Here is a 14,940-nt window from a genome sequence, read left to right on the forward strand (position 1 = left end):
GAAAACCATTTTCATTAGTGCTTGAATGGGCGCATGGCTCACTCACACATTTTCGCGTCGCTGCGCGCCGCCGCAGCCGCATTGCTCGCAGGGACGACGCTGGTCGCCTGCTCCGGAACGGAAAGTGACACGGCTGCGACGGAAGCGTCGACAAGCAATGTCTCAAAGATCGCGGCAACCACCCAGGTTTGGGCGGACGTGGCGTCCGCGGTGACCGGCGACGATGTCGAGGCGGTGATCACGGGTGCGAACGTTGACCCGCACCACTACGAGGCGACCGCAGCAGACATCGCGAAACTTCGGGAAGCGGACCTGGTGATTGCCAACGGCGGCGCGTACGACGCTGGCTTGTACGACGCGGTGGATGAGGCGAAGCTCATCCATGCGATCCCGCTTGCCGAAGGCGCGCAAGGCCACGACCACGATCACGACCACGACCACGACCACGACGAGATCGAGCACGCGTGGTTCGTCCCGGAAAAGGTCAGCGAAGTTGCGAAGGAAATTGAACAGCGCGCAGGCGGCTCCGCAAGCGAGGTGACCAAGCGGATGGACGCGGTGAGCGAGCGCCTCGGGCAGCTCGACCACGTGCACCTCGCGATGACCGAGCCGATTGCGGCCGGTCTCCTCTACGGCACCGAGCTGGACGACGTCACTCCCGAGCAGTACGCACGCTCGACGCTGAACCACACCGACCCGTCCATTGACGCCATCGCCGCGTTCATCGAGGTCATCGAGCAAGGCTCCCTCGACTTCCTCGTGGTCAACCCGCAGAGCACGAACAGCGCCACCCAACGTCTCATCGACGCGGCCAACGACAACAACGTCCCCATCATCGAGATCACCGAAACCCCACCCGCGGGCACAAACTTCCTCGACTACATTGAGGAAGTCACCGACACAATTGAGCGCGTTGTGGCCGCCGCCGAACCGAAGGACCACGCTGCTTGATCGCCGAACTTCGCGACGCCGCCGTCGCACCACTCTGGGCCGGGCTCGATCTCACCATCGAGCCCGGCGAGTTCGTCGCTGTTCTCGGTCCCAACGGTGTCGGCAAATCAACCCTGTTGGGCACCATCCTTGGCTCACGCCGCCTTACCAGCGGCAGCGTGAGCGTCAACGGCCGAGTCGGCTTCATCCCGCAACAGCACATGTTTCCCGCCGATCTTCCGGTGCGCGGCCGCGACCTGGTCGCACTCGCGGTCGAACCGCGGGCGATGAGGAGGGCGGATCAAGGGGCCGTCGATAAGCTTCTTGCTCAAGTTGGCGCGACCAGTTTCGCCGATCGTCGCGCAGGGGTGCTCTCCGGCGGGCAGCAGCAGCTCATCCGGCAGGCTCAGGCCTTCGCGCAGGATCCGGAGCTTGTGCTTGCCGACGAACCCTTGCTCTCGCTTGACCCCTCCCGCCAGCGCGAGACCGTCGAGCGCCTCGCGGCGCACCCGGCGGCGGTGGTGTGCGTGACCCACTCGATCAACCCGGTGCTGGGTGTGGTGGATCGGGTGCTGTACATCGGGCCGGAGGGCCATGTGGTGGGCAGCGTTGATGAGGTGATGCGCTCCGAGGTGCTCAGTGAGCTCTACGGCACGCGCGTGGATGTGGTGGAGGTCGACGGCCGGATGGTGGTGCTGTAATGCTGCATCTGTTGAGCTTGGACTTTGTGCAGGCCACGCTGATCGCTTGTGCCTTGCTGGGTGTGCTTTCCGGCGTGATGGCGCCGTTGATTGTGCTGCGGCAGATGTCGTTTTCTGTGCATGCGACCTCGGAACTCGCGCTGATGGGCGCCTCGGCGGCGCTGCTCTTTGGGCTGAACCTTGGATTCGGTGCGGTGGCGGGAGCTGTGGTCGCGGCGATCGTGCTTGCGGCGCTGGGATTCCGCGGGCAGCAAGACTCCGCCGTGGGCGTGGTGATGAGCTTCGGCATGGGCCTTTCGGTACTGTTCATCCACCTGTATCCGGGCAATTCAAACCGGGCGCTGGCGCTGCTCACGGGCCAGATCGCGGGGGTGTCCGAACAGAACCTGGCGATGCTCGCGGTGACGACCGTGCTGGTGGTGGCAGCGGTGGCGCTGCTGTGGCGCCCGTTGCTCTTCGCCTCTGCAGACCCGGTGATGGCGGCAGCCTCCGGGGTGCGCGTGCGCACCATGGCGGTGGTGTTCGCGGCGCTGGTGGGCGTGGCCTCGGCGCAGTCGGTGCAGATCGTCGGTGCGTTGCTGGTGATGTCGTTGCTGATCACGCCCGGCGCGGCGGCCGCTGCCATCACCGCGAACCCGGTGCACGCGGTGTGGTGGTCAGTGCTGTTCGCCGAGGTTTCAGCGGTAGGCGGAATGCTACTCTCGCTCGCCCCCGGCGTGCCGGTTAGCGTGTTCGTCGCCTTTATTTCTTTCGGTATTTACTTGGTGTGCCGCGTGATCGGCGCGGTGCGCGGGCGCCGTATTCGAGTGCAGCGCTAATTAGCGGTACGCGCGGTAATCGGACGGCTTCGCTCCTGCTTCGACTGCGGCCGACGCGGCGGCGAGAAAGTCACGCCGCACCTTCTTCTGCCCCAGCTCACGGCCGGAGATCGAAAGACGGATGGTGTTGCCGCGCTCCGCTCCGCGTTCTGCGGCGCGGATGATGTTGCGGCGCCACCACTTCGCCGCACCGTAACCCTCGCCGACGGAGAGGTTGCGGCACTGCACGAACTCGCCGGTCTGCAACTGGTGGATGCCGCGCGTGGACACCGCGACGTCGAAACCGAAATCAGGCAAAACCTCCAGCGTGCCCTCCGACATCTGCCACCGCGGCGGAGCGAACATCTCTAAATCGAAGCCGAGCGACTCCATCTGCCGGGTCGCACCCTTCAAGCGCAGTCGCGCCTCGTGCTCTTCCAGCGTGGCGAACTCTGCGCGCCGCCCCTGCACCGGCTGGTCGAAGCCGTTGAGCAGCAACGCCCGCTCCCCGGCCTGCTTGCGCAGCCAGGTGCGGGTCGTTTTGTCTTTCGCGAGATGCCAGCGCTTATCAATGTGCGGGGCCACCAGCAGCGACACCGGAATCGCGTCAGCATCGAGGTGGTCTACCAGCTCACGGACGCCGTCAAGGGTCTCGTCGAAAATCGATGAAACAGAGACGAGCAGGCGACCGGGCATGAGGGAAATTATCGCACAGCGGACTCCTGCTCGCTTGTCGCGCCAGCGGTCTCAAGTATCCACGCCAGTTCAAACGCGGTCTCTTTCCACTTGGCGTAGCGGCCGGACACACCGCCGTGGCCGGCAGACATCTCCGTCTTCAGCAAGAACGGCCCGCCGGTTGCTATCTCGCGCAGCTTCGCAATCCACTTCGCCGGTTCGACGTACAGCACGCGAGTGTCGTTCAAGCTGGTGATCGCCAAGATTGGTGGATACTGCTTCGCCTCGATGTTCTCGTACGGCGCGTACGACGCCATGTAGTCGTACACCTCAGCGTCGTGGTACGGGTCGCCCCATTCTTCCCACTCGCCCACCGTGAGCGGCAGCTCCGGCTTCAAAATCGAGGTCAGCGGGTCCACGAACGGCACGATCGCCTGGATCCCGGCAAACTTTTCGGGGGCAAGATTTGCGACGGCACCCATGAGCAACCCGCCAGCCGAGCCTCCCTCGGCCACCATGCGGTCATGGGTAGTCAGCCCCAGTTCGACGACCTTGTCAGCGCAGGCCACGAAGTCGGTGAACGTGTTCTTCTTGTGCAGCATCTTGCCGTGGTCGTACCAGGTACGCCCCATCTCGCCGCCGCCGCGCACGTGCGCGCACGCCCAGATCATCCCGCGGTCCAACAGACTCAGTCGCGCGATAGAAAAGCCCGGATCGGTCGACGCCTCGTAGGAGCCATAGCCGTACAGCAAAAGCGGCGCAGGGCCTTCGACGCCCTTTTTCCGCACCACGGAGATCGGTACCTCGGCGCCGTCGTCGGCAGTCGCCCACAGGCGGAACGCTTCGTACTCGTCTGCGTCGTAGCCGCCTTGAACCTCCTGCTCCTTGAGCAACGTGTATTGGCCGGTAGCCACCGTGTAGTCGAGCACCTGAGACGGCTGGGTAAACGAGGTGTAGCTGATGCGCACCACCGGCGCGTCCCATTCAGGGTGGCCCACAAAGCCCGCGGTGTAGAGCTCTTCGTCAAACTCCAGCTCGTTGAACGCCCCGAAGTCGCCGCCGGTGAGATCCGACACCGCGAGCCGCGAAATGCCCTCGCGCCGGTAGCTCAAAAAAATGAAGTCGCGGTAAACGTCCGTACCTTCTACGCGCATGGTCTCCGAGTGCGGCACCACCACGTTCAGATCGCGCAGGTCCGGCAGCGCAGCACTATCCGAAGCCACCGGCGCCACACTCACCGCGAAGTTCGGCCCGCGGGTGTTGTGGGTGACCACCCAGTACTCCGCACCGCCAACCTCGGCGTACTCCGCGTGGTACTCCACGCCCGCTTCGCGCGCCCACAGCACCTCGAACTCGGCGGTGGGATCCGTCAGCGGTACAACCCGGTACTCCGAAGTCAGCGAAGACGAAGCCAAGATGTAGAGGTAGCGCTCGGCGCGATCCGCGTTCACCCCGACGGCGAACTTCTCGTCGTCCTCTTGGTACACCAGCACGTCTTCGGATTCGGCGGTGCCCACTTTGTGGCGCCACACCTGGTACGGCCGCCAGGCATCGTCGACGCGCACGTAGAAAATGTAGTCTTCGCCAGCCCACGTCGCGCCGTAGAAGACGTCGGTCAGGCAATCGTCGAAAAGCGAATTGTTCTGAAGATCCTTGATGCGCAGCGTGAAGCGCTCGTCGCCCTCGGTGTCGGTGGAATACGCGAGCAGGCGGCCGGAGGTGGAGACGCTGGAGGCGCCCATGGAGAAGAAATCGTGGCCTTCGGCGAGCTCGTTGGCGTCAAGAAGCACCTGCTCACCCGGCATTTGGTCGACGATTTCCGGCGGGGTCCACGGGTCGTCTTTCACCGGCACGCGGCAGGAGATGCCGTAACTTTTGCCCTCCTCCACACGCCCGTAGTACCACCAGTCGCCCTGGCATTGCGGCACGCTCATGTCGGTTTCCTTCACGCGCGATTTGATCTCGCCGTAGATCGCGTCGGTAAGACCCTCCAGGCCCGCAGTCATCTGCTGCGTGTACGCGTTTTCGGCCTCGAGGTGCGCGATTACCTCGGGGTTGTCCTTTTCCCGCAGCCACTCATAGTTGTCAGTGAACTCGCGGCCGTGAAATGTGCGGACAATCGGTCGGATCGGAGCTTTCGGGGCAGTCATAAGACACCACCCTACGCTGGGGCTTTTTGCTTATCGACGCTTACGTAACCCGCCCAGCGCTTTCATCCTCTGCTAAGTTTTTCCTTATGTTCAAGTACGCTAAGTCCAAGATGACCGTCGTCGCCGTCATGGCGGCAACCTCGCTCACACTCACCGCATGTGGCGAGGACAGCGAAGATACCCTGGAAGAACCGACCACCGAGGAAGCCACCTCCGAGCAGGCCATGACCTCCGAAGCGGAGACTTCTTCCGCCGCAGCATCGAGCTCCGCCTCGAGCGCTGACGGTTCCGGCGTGGCCGCGCCGCCGGCAGACTTCTCACCGGCGAACAACGGCGACCACTTCAAGCTTGGTGAAACCGCGCAGATCAAGACCACGAACTACGACGGCGCCGAGTTCTACCTCACCGTGCGCGTTGATCCCCGCACGCCGATCACTGCCGAGGAAGTCTCGAAGAACGCCGGCGGGCAGGAAATTGAGGACCTGGGCGAAGGCGATCAGCTCTTCTGCTTCCCGGTGACCCTCACCTACGAAGGGGTTGAAGGCGACACCACCGGCGTCCCGTCACTCCTGACCAGCCCGGTCGATGCCGTTGGTAACCGCGGCGGCACCCTGTACTACGGTGGCGACGTGGCCTGCGGCGTGCACCGCGGTGACAAGATGCCGAGCCTGCTCAAGCAGCTCGAGGTGGGCAAGGAGTACAAGACCGCCGAGCTCGCCATCGATTCTCCGGGCACCGTGGTCGCTGACTCCCTGAAGGTTTCCTACGATGTCGGCGATCAGAAGCACGAAATCTACTTCGACATGTAAGGGTTAGTTCCCCACCCAGTCTGCGAAGCGCTTCCCCGAGAGGCGCTCGTAGGCTTCGATGTAGCGATCGCGCGTCGCTTCAATCACCGAGCCCGGCAACTCCGGCGGCTGGAGGCCAGATTCCGGATCCCAGTCCGCCTTCGGGCCGGTGAGCCAATTGCGCACATACTGCTTGTCAAAGCTGGGCTGCACTTTGCCTTCCTCGTAGGAATCCGCCGGCCAGTAGCGCGAGGAATCCGGCGTGAGCACCTCATCCGCCAATACCACCGTGCCGTCGGCGTCGATACCGAACTCCAGCTTCGTGTCCGCGAGGACGATCCCGCGGCTTTCCGCGTGCTCCGCCGCGCGCGTGTACACCTCGAGCGTGAGCTCGCGCAGTTTCTCCGCCAGCTCGCCGCCGATCTCGCTCGCCATGTACTCGAACGTCACGTTCTCGTCGTGGTCGCCCTGTTCCGCCTTCGTCGCCGGGGTGAAAATCGGCTCCGGCAGCCTGGAGGCCTCGGTCAGGCCCTCCGGCAGCGCCACGCCGCAGACCTTGCCGCGGGCGTCGTATTCCTTCTTGCCCGAGCCAGTCAGGTAGCCGCGCGCCACGCACTCAAACGGCACCATGTTGAGCTTCTTCACCACCATCGCGCGCCCGAGTACCTCCTCGGGAATACGCGGGTCATCGATCAGCCCGGCCAAGTGGTTCGACACGTCGAGCAGGTCGAAGAAAAACATCGATGTCGCGGTGAGGATGCGGCCTTTATCCGGGATCGCCGGCTCAAGCGAGTAGTCGAACGCGGAGATGCGGTCGGAGGCCACCAAGAGCAGGTGATCTGGGTCCAATTCGTAGATTTCGCGGACTTTCCCGCCGGAGATGTGCTGGTAATCAGAGAGCTCTGCTGGCATGCGGGCTAGTATATTCCCCATGCTCAAGCGCGCGCCTGCCGTCCTCGCCGTAGCGTGCATTCTCACCGCCTGCACGTCGCCACCCAGCCCGTACTCCGGCGATGTCCCCGGGGCCCCAGACTCCACGCAGGATTTCGGCGCCAGCGCTGAGGTGGTCACCCTCGACACCGCGCACGGGGTTCCGGTTTCTTGGGAGGTCACCGTTTTCAAGCCAGTGCTTGTCGACGCCACCCCCGACTATCCCGAAGTGCACTGCTACCCCGTGACATTTACGCCCACTTTCATCGGCGACTACCCGGTGGATGTCACGGTGCAGATGCCCGAGTTCACCATGCGCAACGGCGAGCAGAAAGCGAACTTCTTTCAGCCCGGCGAGGACGCCAAGGTCTGCGATTTGAAAGACGATGAGCCGTCCGGCTACACCGGCGACCTCAAGGTCGGCAAAACGTACAACACAGCGTTCGCCTCGTGGTTCGGGCTCTACGGTGAACCCGCTACCGAGGTCGAGGTGAGCGGCACCAACACCGTCACCTGGAAGTAGCGCTCTAGAGGATCTCGCCGGGGGTGTAGTCGGCGGCGTTCGGGTGGGCGTCGACAAGCTTTTGCACCCGCTCCAGCACGCGATCGACCTGCGACTCTGCGGCCCCGATGAAGGCGTGGCGATCGCTGAGCGCCTCCTCGAGCTGAGTCTGATCCAGCGGGAGGCGGTCGTCGGCGGCGAGGCGCTCAATGAGGTTCTGCTCCGCGCCGTTTTCGCGCATGTCCAGCGCCATGGACACAGCGTGTTCCTTGATCACCTCGTGGGCGGTTTCGCGGCCCACCCCCGCGCGCACCGACGCCATCAGGATGCGGGTGGTGGCGAGGAACGGCAGGTAGCGGTCAAGCTCGCGGTTGATCATCGCCGGGAACGCGCCGAACTCGTCGAGCACGGTGAGCATGGTTTCCAGCTGGCCGTCGATGGCGAAGAAGGCATCCGGCAGCGCCACGCGGCGCACCACGGAGCAGAACACGTCGCCCTCGTTCCACTGCTGGCCGGCGAGATCCGCCACCATAGTGAGGTAGCCGCGCAGGATGACCTGGAAGCCGCCGACGCGCTCGCAAGAACGCGCGTTCATCTTGTGCGGCATCGCGGACGAGCCAACTTGGCCTTCCTTGAAACCTTCGGTGACGGTCTCGTTGCCGGCCATCAGGCGGATCGTGGTGGCCAGCGAGGACGGACCCGCGCCGAGCTGCACCAGCGCGCTTACCGCATCGAGGTCCAGCGAACGCGGGTAAACCTGGCCGACTGAATCCAAGACCCGCTCAAAGCCCAGGCCCCCAGCAATGCCGCGCTCCAGGCGGGCAAGCTTCTCCTCGTCCCCACCCATCAGGTCAAGCATGTCCTGCGCGGTACCCATCGGGCCTTTGATGCCGCGCAGCGGGTAGCGGCCCAACAGCTCTTCGATGCGCTCAACAGCGACAAGGATCTCATCAGCCGCAGAGGCGAAGCGCTTGCCCAGCGTGGTCGCCTGCGCGGCGACGTTGTGGGAGCGGCCTGCCATCACCAGCGACTTGTACTCGCCCGCGCGGTTGCCCACCGCTTTCAGCAGCGCGATCGCTTTATCGCGGGTGAGCTCCAGCGAGCGCACGATCTGCAGCTGCTCGACGTTTTCGGTGAGGTCGCGGGACGTCATGCCCTTGTGGATCTCTTCGTGGCCCGCAAGCGCGTTGAACTCCTCGATGCGCGCCTTCACGTCGTGGCGGGTGACGCGCTCGCGCTCCGCGATCGATTCCAGATCCACCTGGTCGATCACAGCCTCGTAGGCGGCAATTGCCTCGGCCGGGATCTCCACGCCAAGCTCGGCCTGGGCCTTCATCACCGCGATCCACAGCTGGCGCTCGAGCACGATCTTGTGCTCCGCGCTCCACAGCGTCGCCATCTCCGGCGAGGCGTAGCGGTTGGACAGGACGTTGGCGTTAGCAGGCTTGGCAGATGTAGGCGCGTTAGACATGGTCCTCATTATCCACCACGGCAATCGCGCCCTCGATGGCTGCTCGCGCAATGTCGGAGCGGTAGAACGACCCCGGCAGCCCAATCTGCTCGATCTCGGCGTACGCGTTGGCCACCGCTTCTTCCAGCGTCTCGCCTTGGCCAAGCACGTTGAGCACGCGCCCGCCCGCGGACACGTAGTGTCCATCGCGATCCGCAGTTCCAGCGTGCAGCACCTTCGACGGGTCGTCGAGGTTTTCGCCCGTGATCACGTCGCCGGTCTGGGCGGCCTGCGGGTAGCCTCCCGCAGCCAGCACCACGGTTGCGGCGTATCCCGGCTTCCAGGTCAGGGATGGCAGTTGGGCGAGGCGTCGACAAGCAACTGCTTCTAACACCTCGGCGAGTGGGGTTTCCAGCAAGCTGAGCACCGCCTGGGTCTCCGGGTCACCGAAGCGGGCGTTGAACTCGACGACTGCCGGGCCCGAGCGGCCCCAGGCGGCGCCGACATACAAAAGGCCGTGATAGGGAGTGCCGCGCGCGACCATCTCGCGGGCGACCGGCTCGGCGATCTCGGCGACAATGCGCTGGGCACCATCCTCCGGCAGCCACGGCAGCGGCGTGTACGCGCCCATGCCGCCGGTGTTCGGGCCCTCATCGTTGTCGTGCGCGCGCTTGTGATCCTGCGCAGGCAGCAGCGGCACGACGGTCTCGCCGTCAACCAGGCAGAACAAGCTCACCTCGGGGCCTTCGAGAAAGCTCTCGAAGAGCACCGGGTTGCCCGCGGCGATCACGGCCTCAGCATGGGCCATTGCTTCTCGACGGTCTTCCGTGACCACGACCCCCTTGCCTCCGGCCAGACCGTCGTCCTTGACCACGTAGGGCGCCTGATATTCGTCGAGGGCGGCGTCGATCTCCTCTGCGGTTTCGATGCGGGTCGCGGAGGCGGTGAGCACGCCCGCGGCTGCCATGACCTCCTTGGCAAACGCCTTCGAACCCTCGAGCTGGGCGGCGGCCTCGCTCGGGCCGAAGACGTTGATGCCGGCTGCTTCGAGTGCGTCTGCGGCGCCTGCCACCAGTGGGATCTCCGGGCCGATGACCACGAGTTCGGCGTCGATGTCCTGTGCGAGCTTGAGGATGGCTTGCGGGTCGGCCACGTCCACCTCGCGGACCGTGGCGAGCGTTGCCATACCGGCGTTGCCCGGCGCGACCGTGAGCTCGTGCTGGTACCCGGAAAGGCCTGTGAGCAGGGCGTGTTCCCGGCCGCCCGAACCGATGACAAGGATGCGCATGGGTTCAAATTTACAGGTAGCGTTGGGCGTCATGAGCACAGTATTCAGCAAGATCATCAACGGCGAGCTGCCCGGCCGGTTTGTCTACCGCGACGAGACCGTGGCCGCGTTCTTGACCATCTCGCCTGTGGCGTACGGCCACACGCTGGTCGTGCCGGTCGAAGAGGTGGATAAGTGGACCGACCTCTCGCCGGAGCTGTGGGCGCACCTGAACGAGGTTGCGCAGAACGTGGGCCGAGCCATTATCGACGTCTTCGGTACCGAGCGCGCCGGCTACCTGATCGCCGGCTTCGAGGTGCCGCACGCGCACATCCACGTCTTCCCCGCCAATGACATGTCGGGCTACGACCTGTCCACCGCGATGGATCCGGACTCGGTCGACGAAGCGAAGATGGACGAGGCGGCTACGCGGCTTCGCGAGGCAGTGGAAGCGACAGCGTAAACGTCGAACCCTTGCCTGGCGCGGTTTCCACGCTGACCGTGCCGTCGTGCTGCTCGATGATGGACTTCACAATCGCCAGGCCCAACCCCGAGCCGCCGGTGGCGCGGGTGCGTGAAGTGTCTGCGCGGTAGAAGCGGTCGAAGATGTGCTCGGCATCCTCCTGGCTCATGCCGACGCCGTCGTCGGCGATGTCGATGGACAGCCGGTCAAGGTTGTCGCGCAGGGTAATCGTGACCACCGCGTCCTCGCCGGCGTGTTTGAACGCGTTGGTAATCAGGTTGAGCAGCACCTGGTGCAGGCGGTCGGGGTCGCCGTCGACCACCGGCTGGCGGGTGCAGTCGTGGTTGATGTTGACCACCCGGCCAGGAAAGGCCGCCTTCGCCGTGCTGGCGGCTGTGGTGACAGTGCCGAGCATGTCCACCGGCCGTTTCTCCAGACGCGCACCCTCCGCGCGGGTGAGCGCGAGCAGATCCTCCACCAGCAGCTGCATGCGGGCGGATTCCTCCTCGATCTTGTTCAGCACCATGTCCGCGTCCGGGGCCATGCCGGTGCGGTAGAGCTCCGCGTACCCGCGCACGCTGGTGAGCGGGGTGCGCAGCTCGTGGGAGGCGTCGCCGACGAAGCGGCGCATTTGCTCCTCTTTCGCTTCTGCTTCCGTCACCGTGTCCTGCAGCTGGGTGACCATGGTATTCACCGCGTATGAGAGCTTGCCCACTTCGGTGTCGCGGGACCACGAGGGGATGCGCCGGTCTTGGTCGCCTCCCGCAATTGCCAGGGCGGTGCGCTCCACTTCACGTAGGGGCGCAAGCGCGTTCGCGACTTGGCGGCGCCCAATGAGGATGATCGCCAACGTCGCCAAGAGCCCGATGGCTCCTTCCGTGAGTGCGAGACCGGTGAGCGTGCGTCGCTCCGCGTCGAGCTTTTTGGCCACCATGCGCACGGTGCCGTTGGATTCCTCGCGGGCCATCGCGCGCCATTGTCGGTTGAACTCAGAGCCTGTGACCGAGCCGATGGTCTGTGCCTTGTCAAAGTCGCTCAGCTGCTCGTAGTCAGGCGGCGTAGTCGAGGTGATGGGCTCGAAGGAGCCGTACTCCGGGCGCCAGATCATCTGGTGGAAATCGCTCGGGGCGCCGTAGCTGGGGATCAGCGGCGCGGACTGGCCCACCCACGTGTCCAGCCCGTCTTTGAGCTGCTCGTCCACCCGCTGGTACAGGAAGCTGCGCATCAGGAAGAACACGAAGGTGAAGCTGATCAGCATCGCCAGCGCGGCGGTGAGCACCACGAGCGTCACCAGCCGTTTCTGCAGCGGCTTGCGCACGGAGTAGACGGAAGGGGAGGGCATGGCGTTAACGGGCTGTTGCGGTTTAGGAGCGCGGCGTCCTCAGCACGTAGCCCACACCGCGCACGGTGTGAATCAGCGGAACGTCGCCGGTGTCGATCTTACGGCGCAGGTAGGAGATGTAAGACTCGACCACGTTGCCGTCACCGCCGAAGTCGTAGTGCCACACATTATCCAAGATCTTGGCCTTGGACACCACGACCTCCGCGTTAAGCATGAGGTAGCGCAGCAGGTTGAACTCGGTCGGCGAAAGCTCCACGATCTCGCCGGCCTTGGTCACCTCGTGGGTCTCGTCGTTCAGCGTCAGGTCGGCGTAGCGCAGGGTGGCGTCCTCGCCGCTGTCCTCGGTGACGTTTCCGCGGCGCAGAATCACGCGCAGGCGGGTGATCACCTCTTCGAGGCTGAACGGCTTGGTCACGTAGTCGTCGGCGCCGATGGTCAGGCCGTGGATGCGGTCCTCCACGGAATCCTTCGCGGTCAGGAAGAGCACGGGACCTTCCAAGCCTTCGCCCCGCAGCTTGCCCAGCAGCTCAAAGCCATCCATGCCCGGCATCATCACGTCCAGGATGTAGGCATCCGGCTTGAAGGTGCGCGCGAGCTCGAGCGCCTCTTGTCCGGAGTTCGTGCTCTCCACATCGAACCCCTGGAATTTCAGGGAGACCGTCAAAAGCTCGACGATATTCGGCTCATCATCAACGACAAGCACCTTCACACCCTGCGGATTTTCAGCCATTACCACTCCTTTATTCAAGAACCACAGGACATTGAACACCCTCACGCTGAACGTTTCCTGCACACTCGCTGTACGTGTCGCGCGAAGTCAAGAGCATTTTGCTTGACGACGGTCCCCCGTTGATCCCACCCAAACGAAAAAGAGAGCTGGAGACGGGACTTGAACCCGCAACCTACGGTTTACAAGACCGTTGCGCTACCAATTGCGCCACTCCAGCAGTCGCGCTTTTTCAAGCTCGAATTAGCCTACACGGGCCCCGCACCTGCGCGAAACGGTGCCACGAGTTAGTGTGTGTCGCGTGGTAAATGGACTGTGGGACAGAATGCGCGGCTCGCGCCAACGCGTGGCGACAATCGACGAAGCCCGCACCTCTCCCCCACCCTCAGTCCTCGCCCCGGTCGACCTGACAGATCCCAATCAGGTGGCTGCTGTGATGATGATCGGCGCGCGCATCGGCGAGATCCTCATGGCCAACGGCACTACCTCGTCGGATGCGATTGCGCAGATTCGCACCGTGACCTCGTCGTACGGCCTGCACTACTGCCACGTCGACATCACGGTGAACACCATCACCATGAACGCCGTCATCGGCGGTAAAGACCGCACCCCGGTCACCGTCTTCCGCGTGGTCACCATGCTTTCGGAGAACTACCACAAGCTCCAGGAAGCCGACCGCCTGATCCGCTCCATCCGCGCCGGCGCCACGCGCCCCGAGATGGCGGAGAAGATCCTCGACGACATCGACCGCTCCCCGATCCCATACCGCAACACTCGCTTCCTGCTGGGCTGTGCGTTCATGGGTGCGGCGGTGTCGATCCTGCTCGGCGGCGACCTTCTCATGGCGCTTGTCGGCGGTATCACCGCTTTCCTCATCATGGGCTTCAACAAAGTCCTCTCTCGCAACGACCTGCCGTACTTCTACCACTGCGTCCTCGGCGGCTTCATTGCCACCATCCCGGCCGCGATCTTCTACGACTTCGCCGCCTCAATCGGCCGCACGGTCGTGCCCAGCCAGGTCATTGCGTCGGGCATTGTGGTGCTGCTCGCAGGTCTAACGTTGGTGCAATCGCTTCTCGACGGCGTGACCGGCTCCCCACTCACCGCCTCAGCGCGGTTCTTCAACACCGCGCTAAACACGGGCGGGATTGTCGCCGGCGTGGCAATGGGTCTCTACTTCACCGACATCGTCGGCGTGAGCCTGCCGCCGGTGGAAACTATGGCCCCGCGTCCCTCACTCGACGGTGTCCTGTGGCGCATTTTCGGCTCCGCCACCGCTGCCGCCGCCTTCGCGATCACCTGTTTTGCGGAACGCACCGCCATCATCGTCAGCTTCATCACCGCCGCCGCAGGTTCCGCAATGTACTACGTGTTCCTGCTGCCGTTTGGCACAGACCGCTTCCTCGCCACCGCGGCATGTGCCACCGTCGTCGGCCTTGCCGGTGGTTTGATTGCCCGCCGCCTGATGATCCCGCCGGTGATCACGGCAGTCGCCGGTGTCACCCCGTTCCTGCCAGGCTCCGGCATCTACCGCGGCATGTACGCCGTGCTGAACGAGCAGATGGTCGTGGGCATGAGCAACATCTTCTCCGCTATCGCAGTCTGCATGGCGCTCGCCGGCGGCGTGGTGTTTGGCGAGTGGCTCGCCCGCCGCATCCGCGCCCCACAGCTCTACCGCCCGTACCGGGCCATCAAGCGGATGGGCCGCGTCACCTTCCAACAGATCCGCAGGGCGGAGCGCCCGCGTCGCAAGAAGCGGTAGTTGGGCGCGCTAGACTGTCCCGAGAGTTACCTCGAGAATCACCCAGCAAAGAAAGGACCGCCCACGTGCCACCGAAGATCACCGATTCCCGCCCCGCTTCCGATGCCGTCATCGAGATGGAGGAGCAGACGGCGTCCGGTGCGCGACGGATTGTGGCCACCTACGCCGAGGACTTCCACGATGGTGTCACCCTGATGTCCATGCTGGGCGTTGAGCCGAAGGGCTTCGTGTACAAGCGCTACAACGAGCAGCGCGAGCAGGAGCTCGCCGAGTCCGGCGACAACGCAGCTGAAGAGACTACGGCAAAGAAGTCCACAAAGAAGGCTTCCAAGAAGAAGGCGACCAAGAAGGCCGCGAAAAAGACCACCAAGAAGGCGACGAAGAAGGCCACCAAGAAAACCACGAAGAAGGCCACCAAAAAGGCCGCGAAGAAGAGCTCGACCACCGAGGACTAGG

General features: G+C 64.2%; 15 protein-coding genes and 1 tRNA gene. 8 read left to right on the forward strand and 8 right to left on the reverse strand.

What is annotated here, in order from left to right:
- Positions 1 to 33 precede the first annotated feature (33 nt).
- From CGLAUT_RS10270 to CGLAUT_RS10280, 3 genes are read left to right on the forward strand one after another with little or no spacing between them, the layout of a single operon-like run.
- Positions 34 to 951, forward strand: a complete 918-nt coding sequence (locus CGLAUT_RS10270) for a metal ABC transporter solute-binding protein, Zn/Mn family (protein WP_290185033.1) — start codon at positions 34 to 36, stop codon at positions 949 to 951.
- The gene (locus CGLAUT_RS10275) at positions 948 to 1,631 is read left to right on the forward strand and encodes a metal ABC transporter ATP-binding protein (protein ID WP_095660646.1); all 684 of its coding nucleotides are present in this window, start codon (positions 948 to 950) and stop codon (positions 1,629 to 1,631) included. Before CGLAUT_RS10270 ends, CGLAUT_RS10275 begins: the two co-directional genes overlap by 4 nt.
- On the forward strand, positions 1,631 to 2,449 hold the full coding sequence (locus CGLAUT_RS10280; protein ID WP_095660647.1) for a metal ABC transporter permease: 819 nt from the start codon (positions 1,631 to 1,633) through the stop codon (positions 2,447 to 2,449). Before CGLAUT_RS10275 ends, CGLAUT_RS10280 begins: the two co-directional genes overlap by 1 nt.
- Here the strand turns inward: CGLAUT_RS10280 and CGLAUT_RS10285 are convergent, their stop codons facing one another.
- Both CGLAUT_RS10285 and CGLAUT_RS10290 read right to left on the reverse strand, forming a co-directional pair.
- Complete coding sequence (locus CGLAUT_RS10285; RefSeq protein ID WP_095660648.1) at positions 2,450 to 3,124, reverse strand: DUF2334 domain-containing protein; 675 nt, start codon at positions 3,122 to 3,124, stop codon at positions 2,450 to 2,452.
- Positions 3,125 to 3,132: 8 nt separating this feature from the next.
- Entirely contained in the window at positions 3,133 to 5,253 is a 2,121-nt protein-coding gene (locus CGLAUT_RS10290; RefSeq protein ID WP_290185034.1) for a S9 family peptidase, read from the reverse strand.
- A gap of 86 nt (positions 5,254 to 5,339) precedes the next feature.
- On the opposite strand from CGLAUT_RS10290, the gene CGLAUT_RS10295 reads away from it, so the two are divergent.
- On the forward strand, positions 5,340 to 6,062 hold the full coding sequence (locus CGLAUT_RS10295; RefSeq protein ID WP_095660650.1) for a hypothetical protein: 723 nt from the start codon (positions 5,340 to 5,342) through the stop codon (positions 6,060 to 6,062).
- Positions 6,063 to 6,065: 3 nt separating this feature from the next.
- Here the strand turns inward: CGLAUT_RS10295 and CGLAUT_RS10300 are convergent, their stop codons facing one another.
- Positions 6,066 to 6,953 carry a phosphoribosylaminoimidazolesuccinocarboxamide synthase gene (locus CGLAUT_RS10300; RefSeq protein ID WP_290185036.1) on the reverse strand — a complete coding sequence of 296 codons (888 nt, stop codon included), beginning with the start codon at positions 6,951 to 6,953 and terminating at the stop codon, positions 6,066 to 6,068.
- Positions 6,954 to 6,972: 19 nt separating this feature from the next.
- On the opposite strand from CGLAUT_RS10300, the gene CGLAUT_RS10305 reads away from it, so the two are divergent.
- The gene (locus CGLAUT_RS10305; protein WP_290185038.1) at positions 6,973 to 7,494 is read left to right on the forward strand and encodes a hypothetical protein; all 522 of its coding nucleotides are present in this window, start codon (positions 6,973 to 6,975) and stop codon (positions 7,492 to 7,494) included.
- 4 nt (positions 7,495 to 7,498) lie between these two features.
- Here the strand turns inward: CGLAUT_RS10305 and purB are convergent, their stop codons facing one another.
- Together purB and purD are read right to left on the reverse strand one after the other, a co-directional pair.
- Positions 7,499 to 8,944, reverse strand: coding sequence for an adenylosuccinate lyase (gene purB, locus CGLAUT_RS10310; protein WP_290185039.1), 1,446 nt, complete (start codon positions 8,942 to 8,944; stop codon positions 7,499 to 7,501).
- Positions 8,937 to 10,211 carry a phosphoribosylamine--glycine ligase gene (gene purD, locus CGLAUT_RS10315; protein ID WP_290185041.1) on the reverse strand — a complete coding sequence of 425 codons (1,275 nt, stop codon included), beginning with the start codon at positions 10,209 to 10,211 and terminating at the stop codon, positions 8,937 to 8,939. The genes purB and purD overlap by 8 nt, the downstream gene beginning before the upstream one ends.
- Positions 10,212 to 10,242: 31 nt before the next feature.
- Between purD and CGLAUT_RS10320 the strand changes: the two genes are divergently transcribed.
- Positions 10,243 to 10,653, forward strand: a complete 411-nt coding sequence (locus CGLAUT_RS10320; RefSeq protein WP_095661176.1) for an HIT family protein — start codon at positions 10,243 to 10,245, stop codon at positions 10,651 to 10,653.
- Here the strand turns inward: CGLAUT_RS10320 and CGLAUT_RS10325 are convergent.
- The 3 genes from CGLAUT_RS10325 to CGLAUT_RS10335 form a co-directional block, all read right to left on the reverse strand.
- Positions 10,616 to 11,995: a sensor histidine kinase gene (locus tag CGLAUT_RS10325; protein ID WP_095660655.1), complete on the reverse strand. Its 1,380-nt coding sequence runs from the start codon at positions 11,993 to 11,995 to the stop codon at positions 10,616 to 10,618. The two genes, CGLAUT_RS10320 and CGLAUT_RS10325, sit on opposite strands and share 38 nt — an antisense overlap.
- A 22-nt stretch (positions 11,996 to 12,017) precedes the next feature.
- On the reverse strand, positions 12,018 to 12,725 hold the full coding sequence (locus tag CGLAUT_RS10330; RefSeq protein ID WP_095660656.1) for a response regulator transcription factor: 708 nt from the start codon (positions 12,723 to 12,725) through the stop codon (positions 12,018 to 12,020).
- A gap of 144 nt (positions 12,726 to 12,869) precedes the next feature.
- Positions 12,870 to 12,942, reverse strand: a tRNA-Thr gene (locus CGLAUT_RS10335).
- Between the two features lie 81 nt (positions 12,943 to 13,023).
- On the opposite strand from CGLAUT_RS10335, the gene thrE reads away from it, so the two are divergent.
- A complete protein-coding gene (thrE, locus tag CGLAUT_RS10340) occupies positions 13,024 to 14,484 on the forward strand; it encodes a threonine/serine exporter ThrE (RefSeq protein WP_332461811.1) in 1,461 nt (486 codons plus the stop codon).
- 65 nt (positions 14,485 to 14,549) lie between these two features.
- Positions 14,550 to 14,939 (forward strand): histone, encoded by a 390-nt coding sequence (locus tag CGLAUT_RS10345; RefSeq protein ID WP_290185042.1) that lies wholly within the window; start codon positions 14,550 to 14,552, stop codon positions 14,937 to 14,939.
- Position 14,940: the final 1 nt, after the last annotated feature.

It is taken from the genome of Corynebacterium glaucum, assembly GCF_030408855.1.
GTDB classification, from domain to species: domain Bacteria; phylum Actinomycetota; class Actinomycetes; order Mycobacteriales; family Mycobacteriaceae; genus Corynebacterium; species Corynebacterium glaucum.

Excerpts from the sequence above, each read along its gene's own strand:
- CGLAUT_RS10330 (WP_095660656.1), bottom strand. The coding sequence starts at position 12,725 with ATGGCTGAAAATCCGCAGGGTGTGAAGGTGCTTGTCGTTGATGATGAG.
- CGLAUT_RS10290 (WP_290185034.1), bottom strand. The coding sequence starts at position 5,253 with ATGACTGCCCCGAAAGCTCCGATCCGACCGATTGTCCGCACATTTCAC.
- CGLAUT_RS10305 (WP_290185038.1), top strand. The coding sequence starts at position 6,973 with ATGCTCAAGCGCGCGCCTGCCGTCCTCGCCGTAGCGTGCATTCTCACC.
- CGLAUT_RS10270 (WP_290185033.1), top strand. The coding sequence starts at position 34 with ATGGCTCACTCACACATTTTCGCGTCGCTGCGCGCCGCCGCAGCCGCA.
- CGLAUT_RS10325 (WP_095660655.1), bottom strand. The coding sequence starts at position 11,995 with ATGCCCTCCCCTTCCGTCTACTCCGTGCGCAAGCCGCTGCAGAAACGG.
- purB (WP_290185039.1), bottom strand. The coding sequence starts at position 8,944 with ATGTCTAACGCGCCTACATCTGCCAAGCCTGCTAACGCCAACGTCCTG.
- CGLAUT_RS10280 (WP_095660647.1), top strand. The coding sequence starts at position 1,631 with ATGCTGCATCTGTTGAGCTTGGACTTTGTGCAGGCCACGCTGATCGCT.
- CGLAUT_RS10295 (WP_095660650.1), top strand. The coding sequence starts at position 5,340 with ATGTTCAAGTACGCTAAGTCCAAGATGACCGTCGTCGCCGTCATGGCG.
- CGLAUT_RS10285 (WP_095660648.1), bottom strand. The coding sequence starts at position 3,124 with ATGCCCGGTCGCCTGCTCGTCTCTGTTTCATCGATTTTCGACGAGACC.
- CGLAUT_RS10300 (WP_290185036.1), bottom strand. The coding sequence starts at position 6,953 with ATGCCAGCAGAGCTCTCTGATTACCAGCACATCTCCGGCGGGAAAGTC.
- CGLAUT_RS10320 (WP_095661176.1), top strand. The coding sequence starts at position 10,243 with ATGAGCACAGTATTCAGCAAGATCATCAACGGCGAGCTGCCCGGCCGG.
- purD (WP_290185041.1), bottom strand. The coding sequence starts at position 10,211 with ATGCGCATCCTTGTCATCGGTTCGGGCGGCCGGGAACACGCCCTGCTC.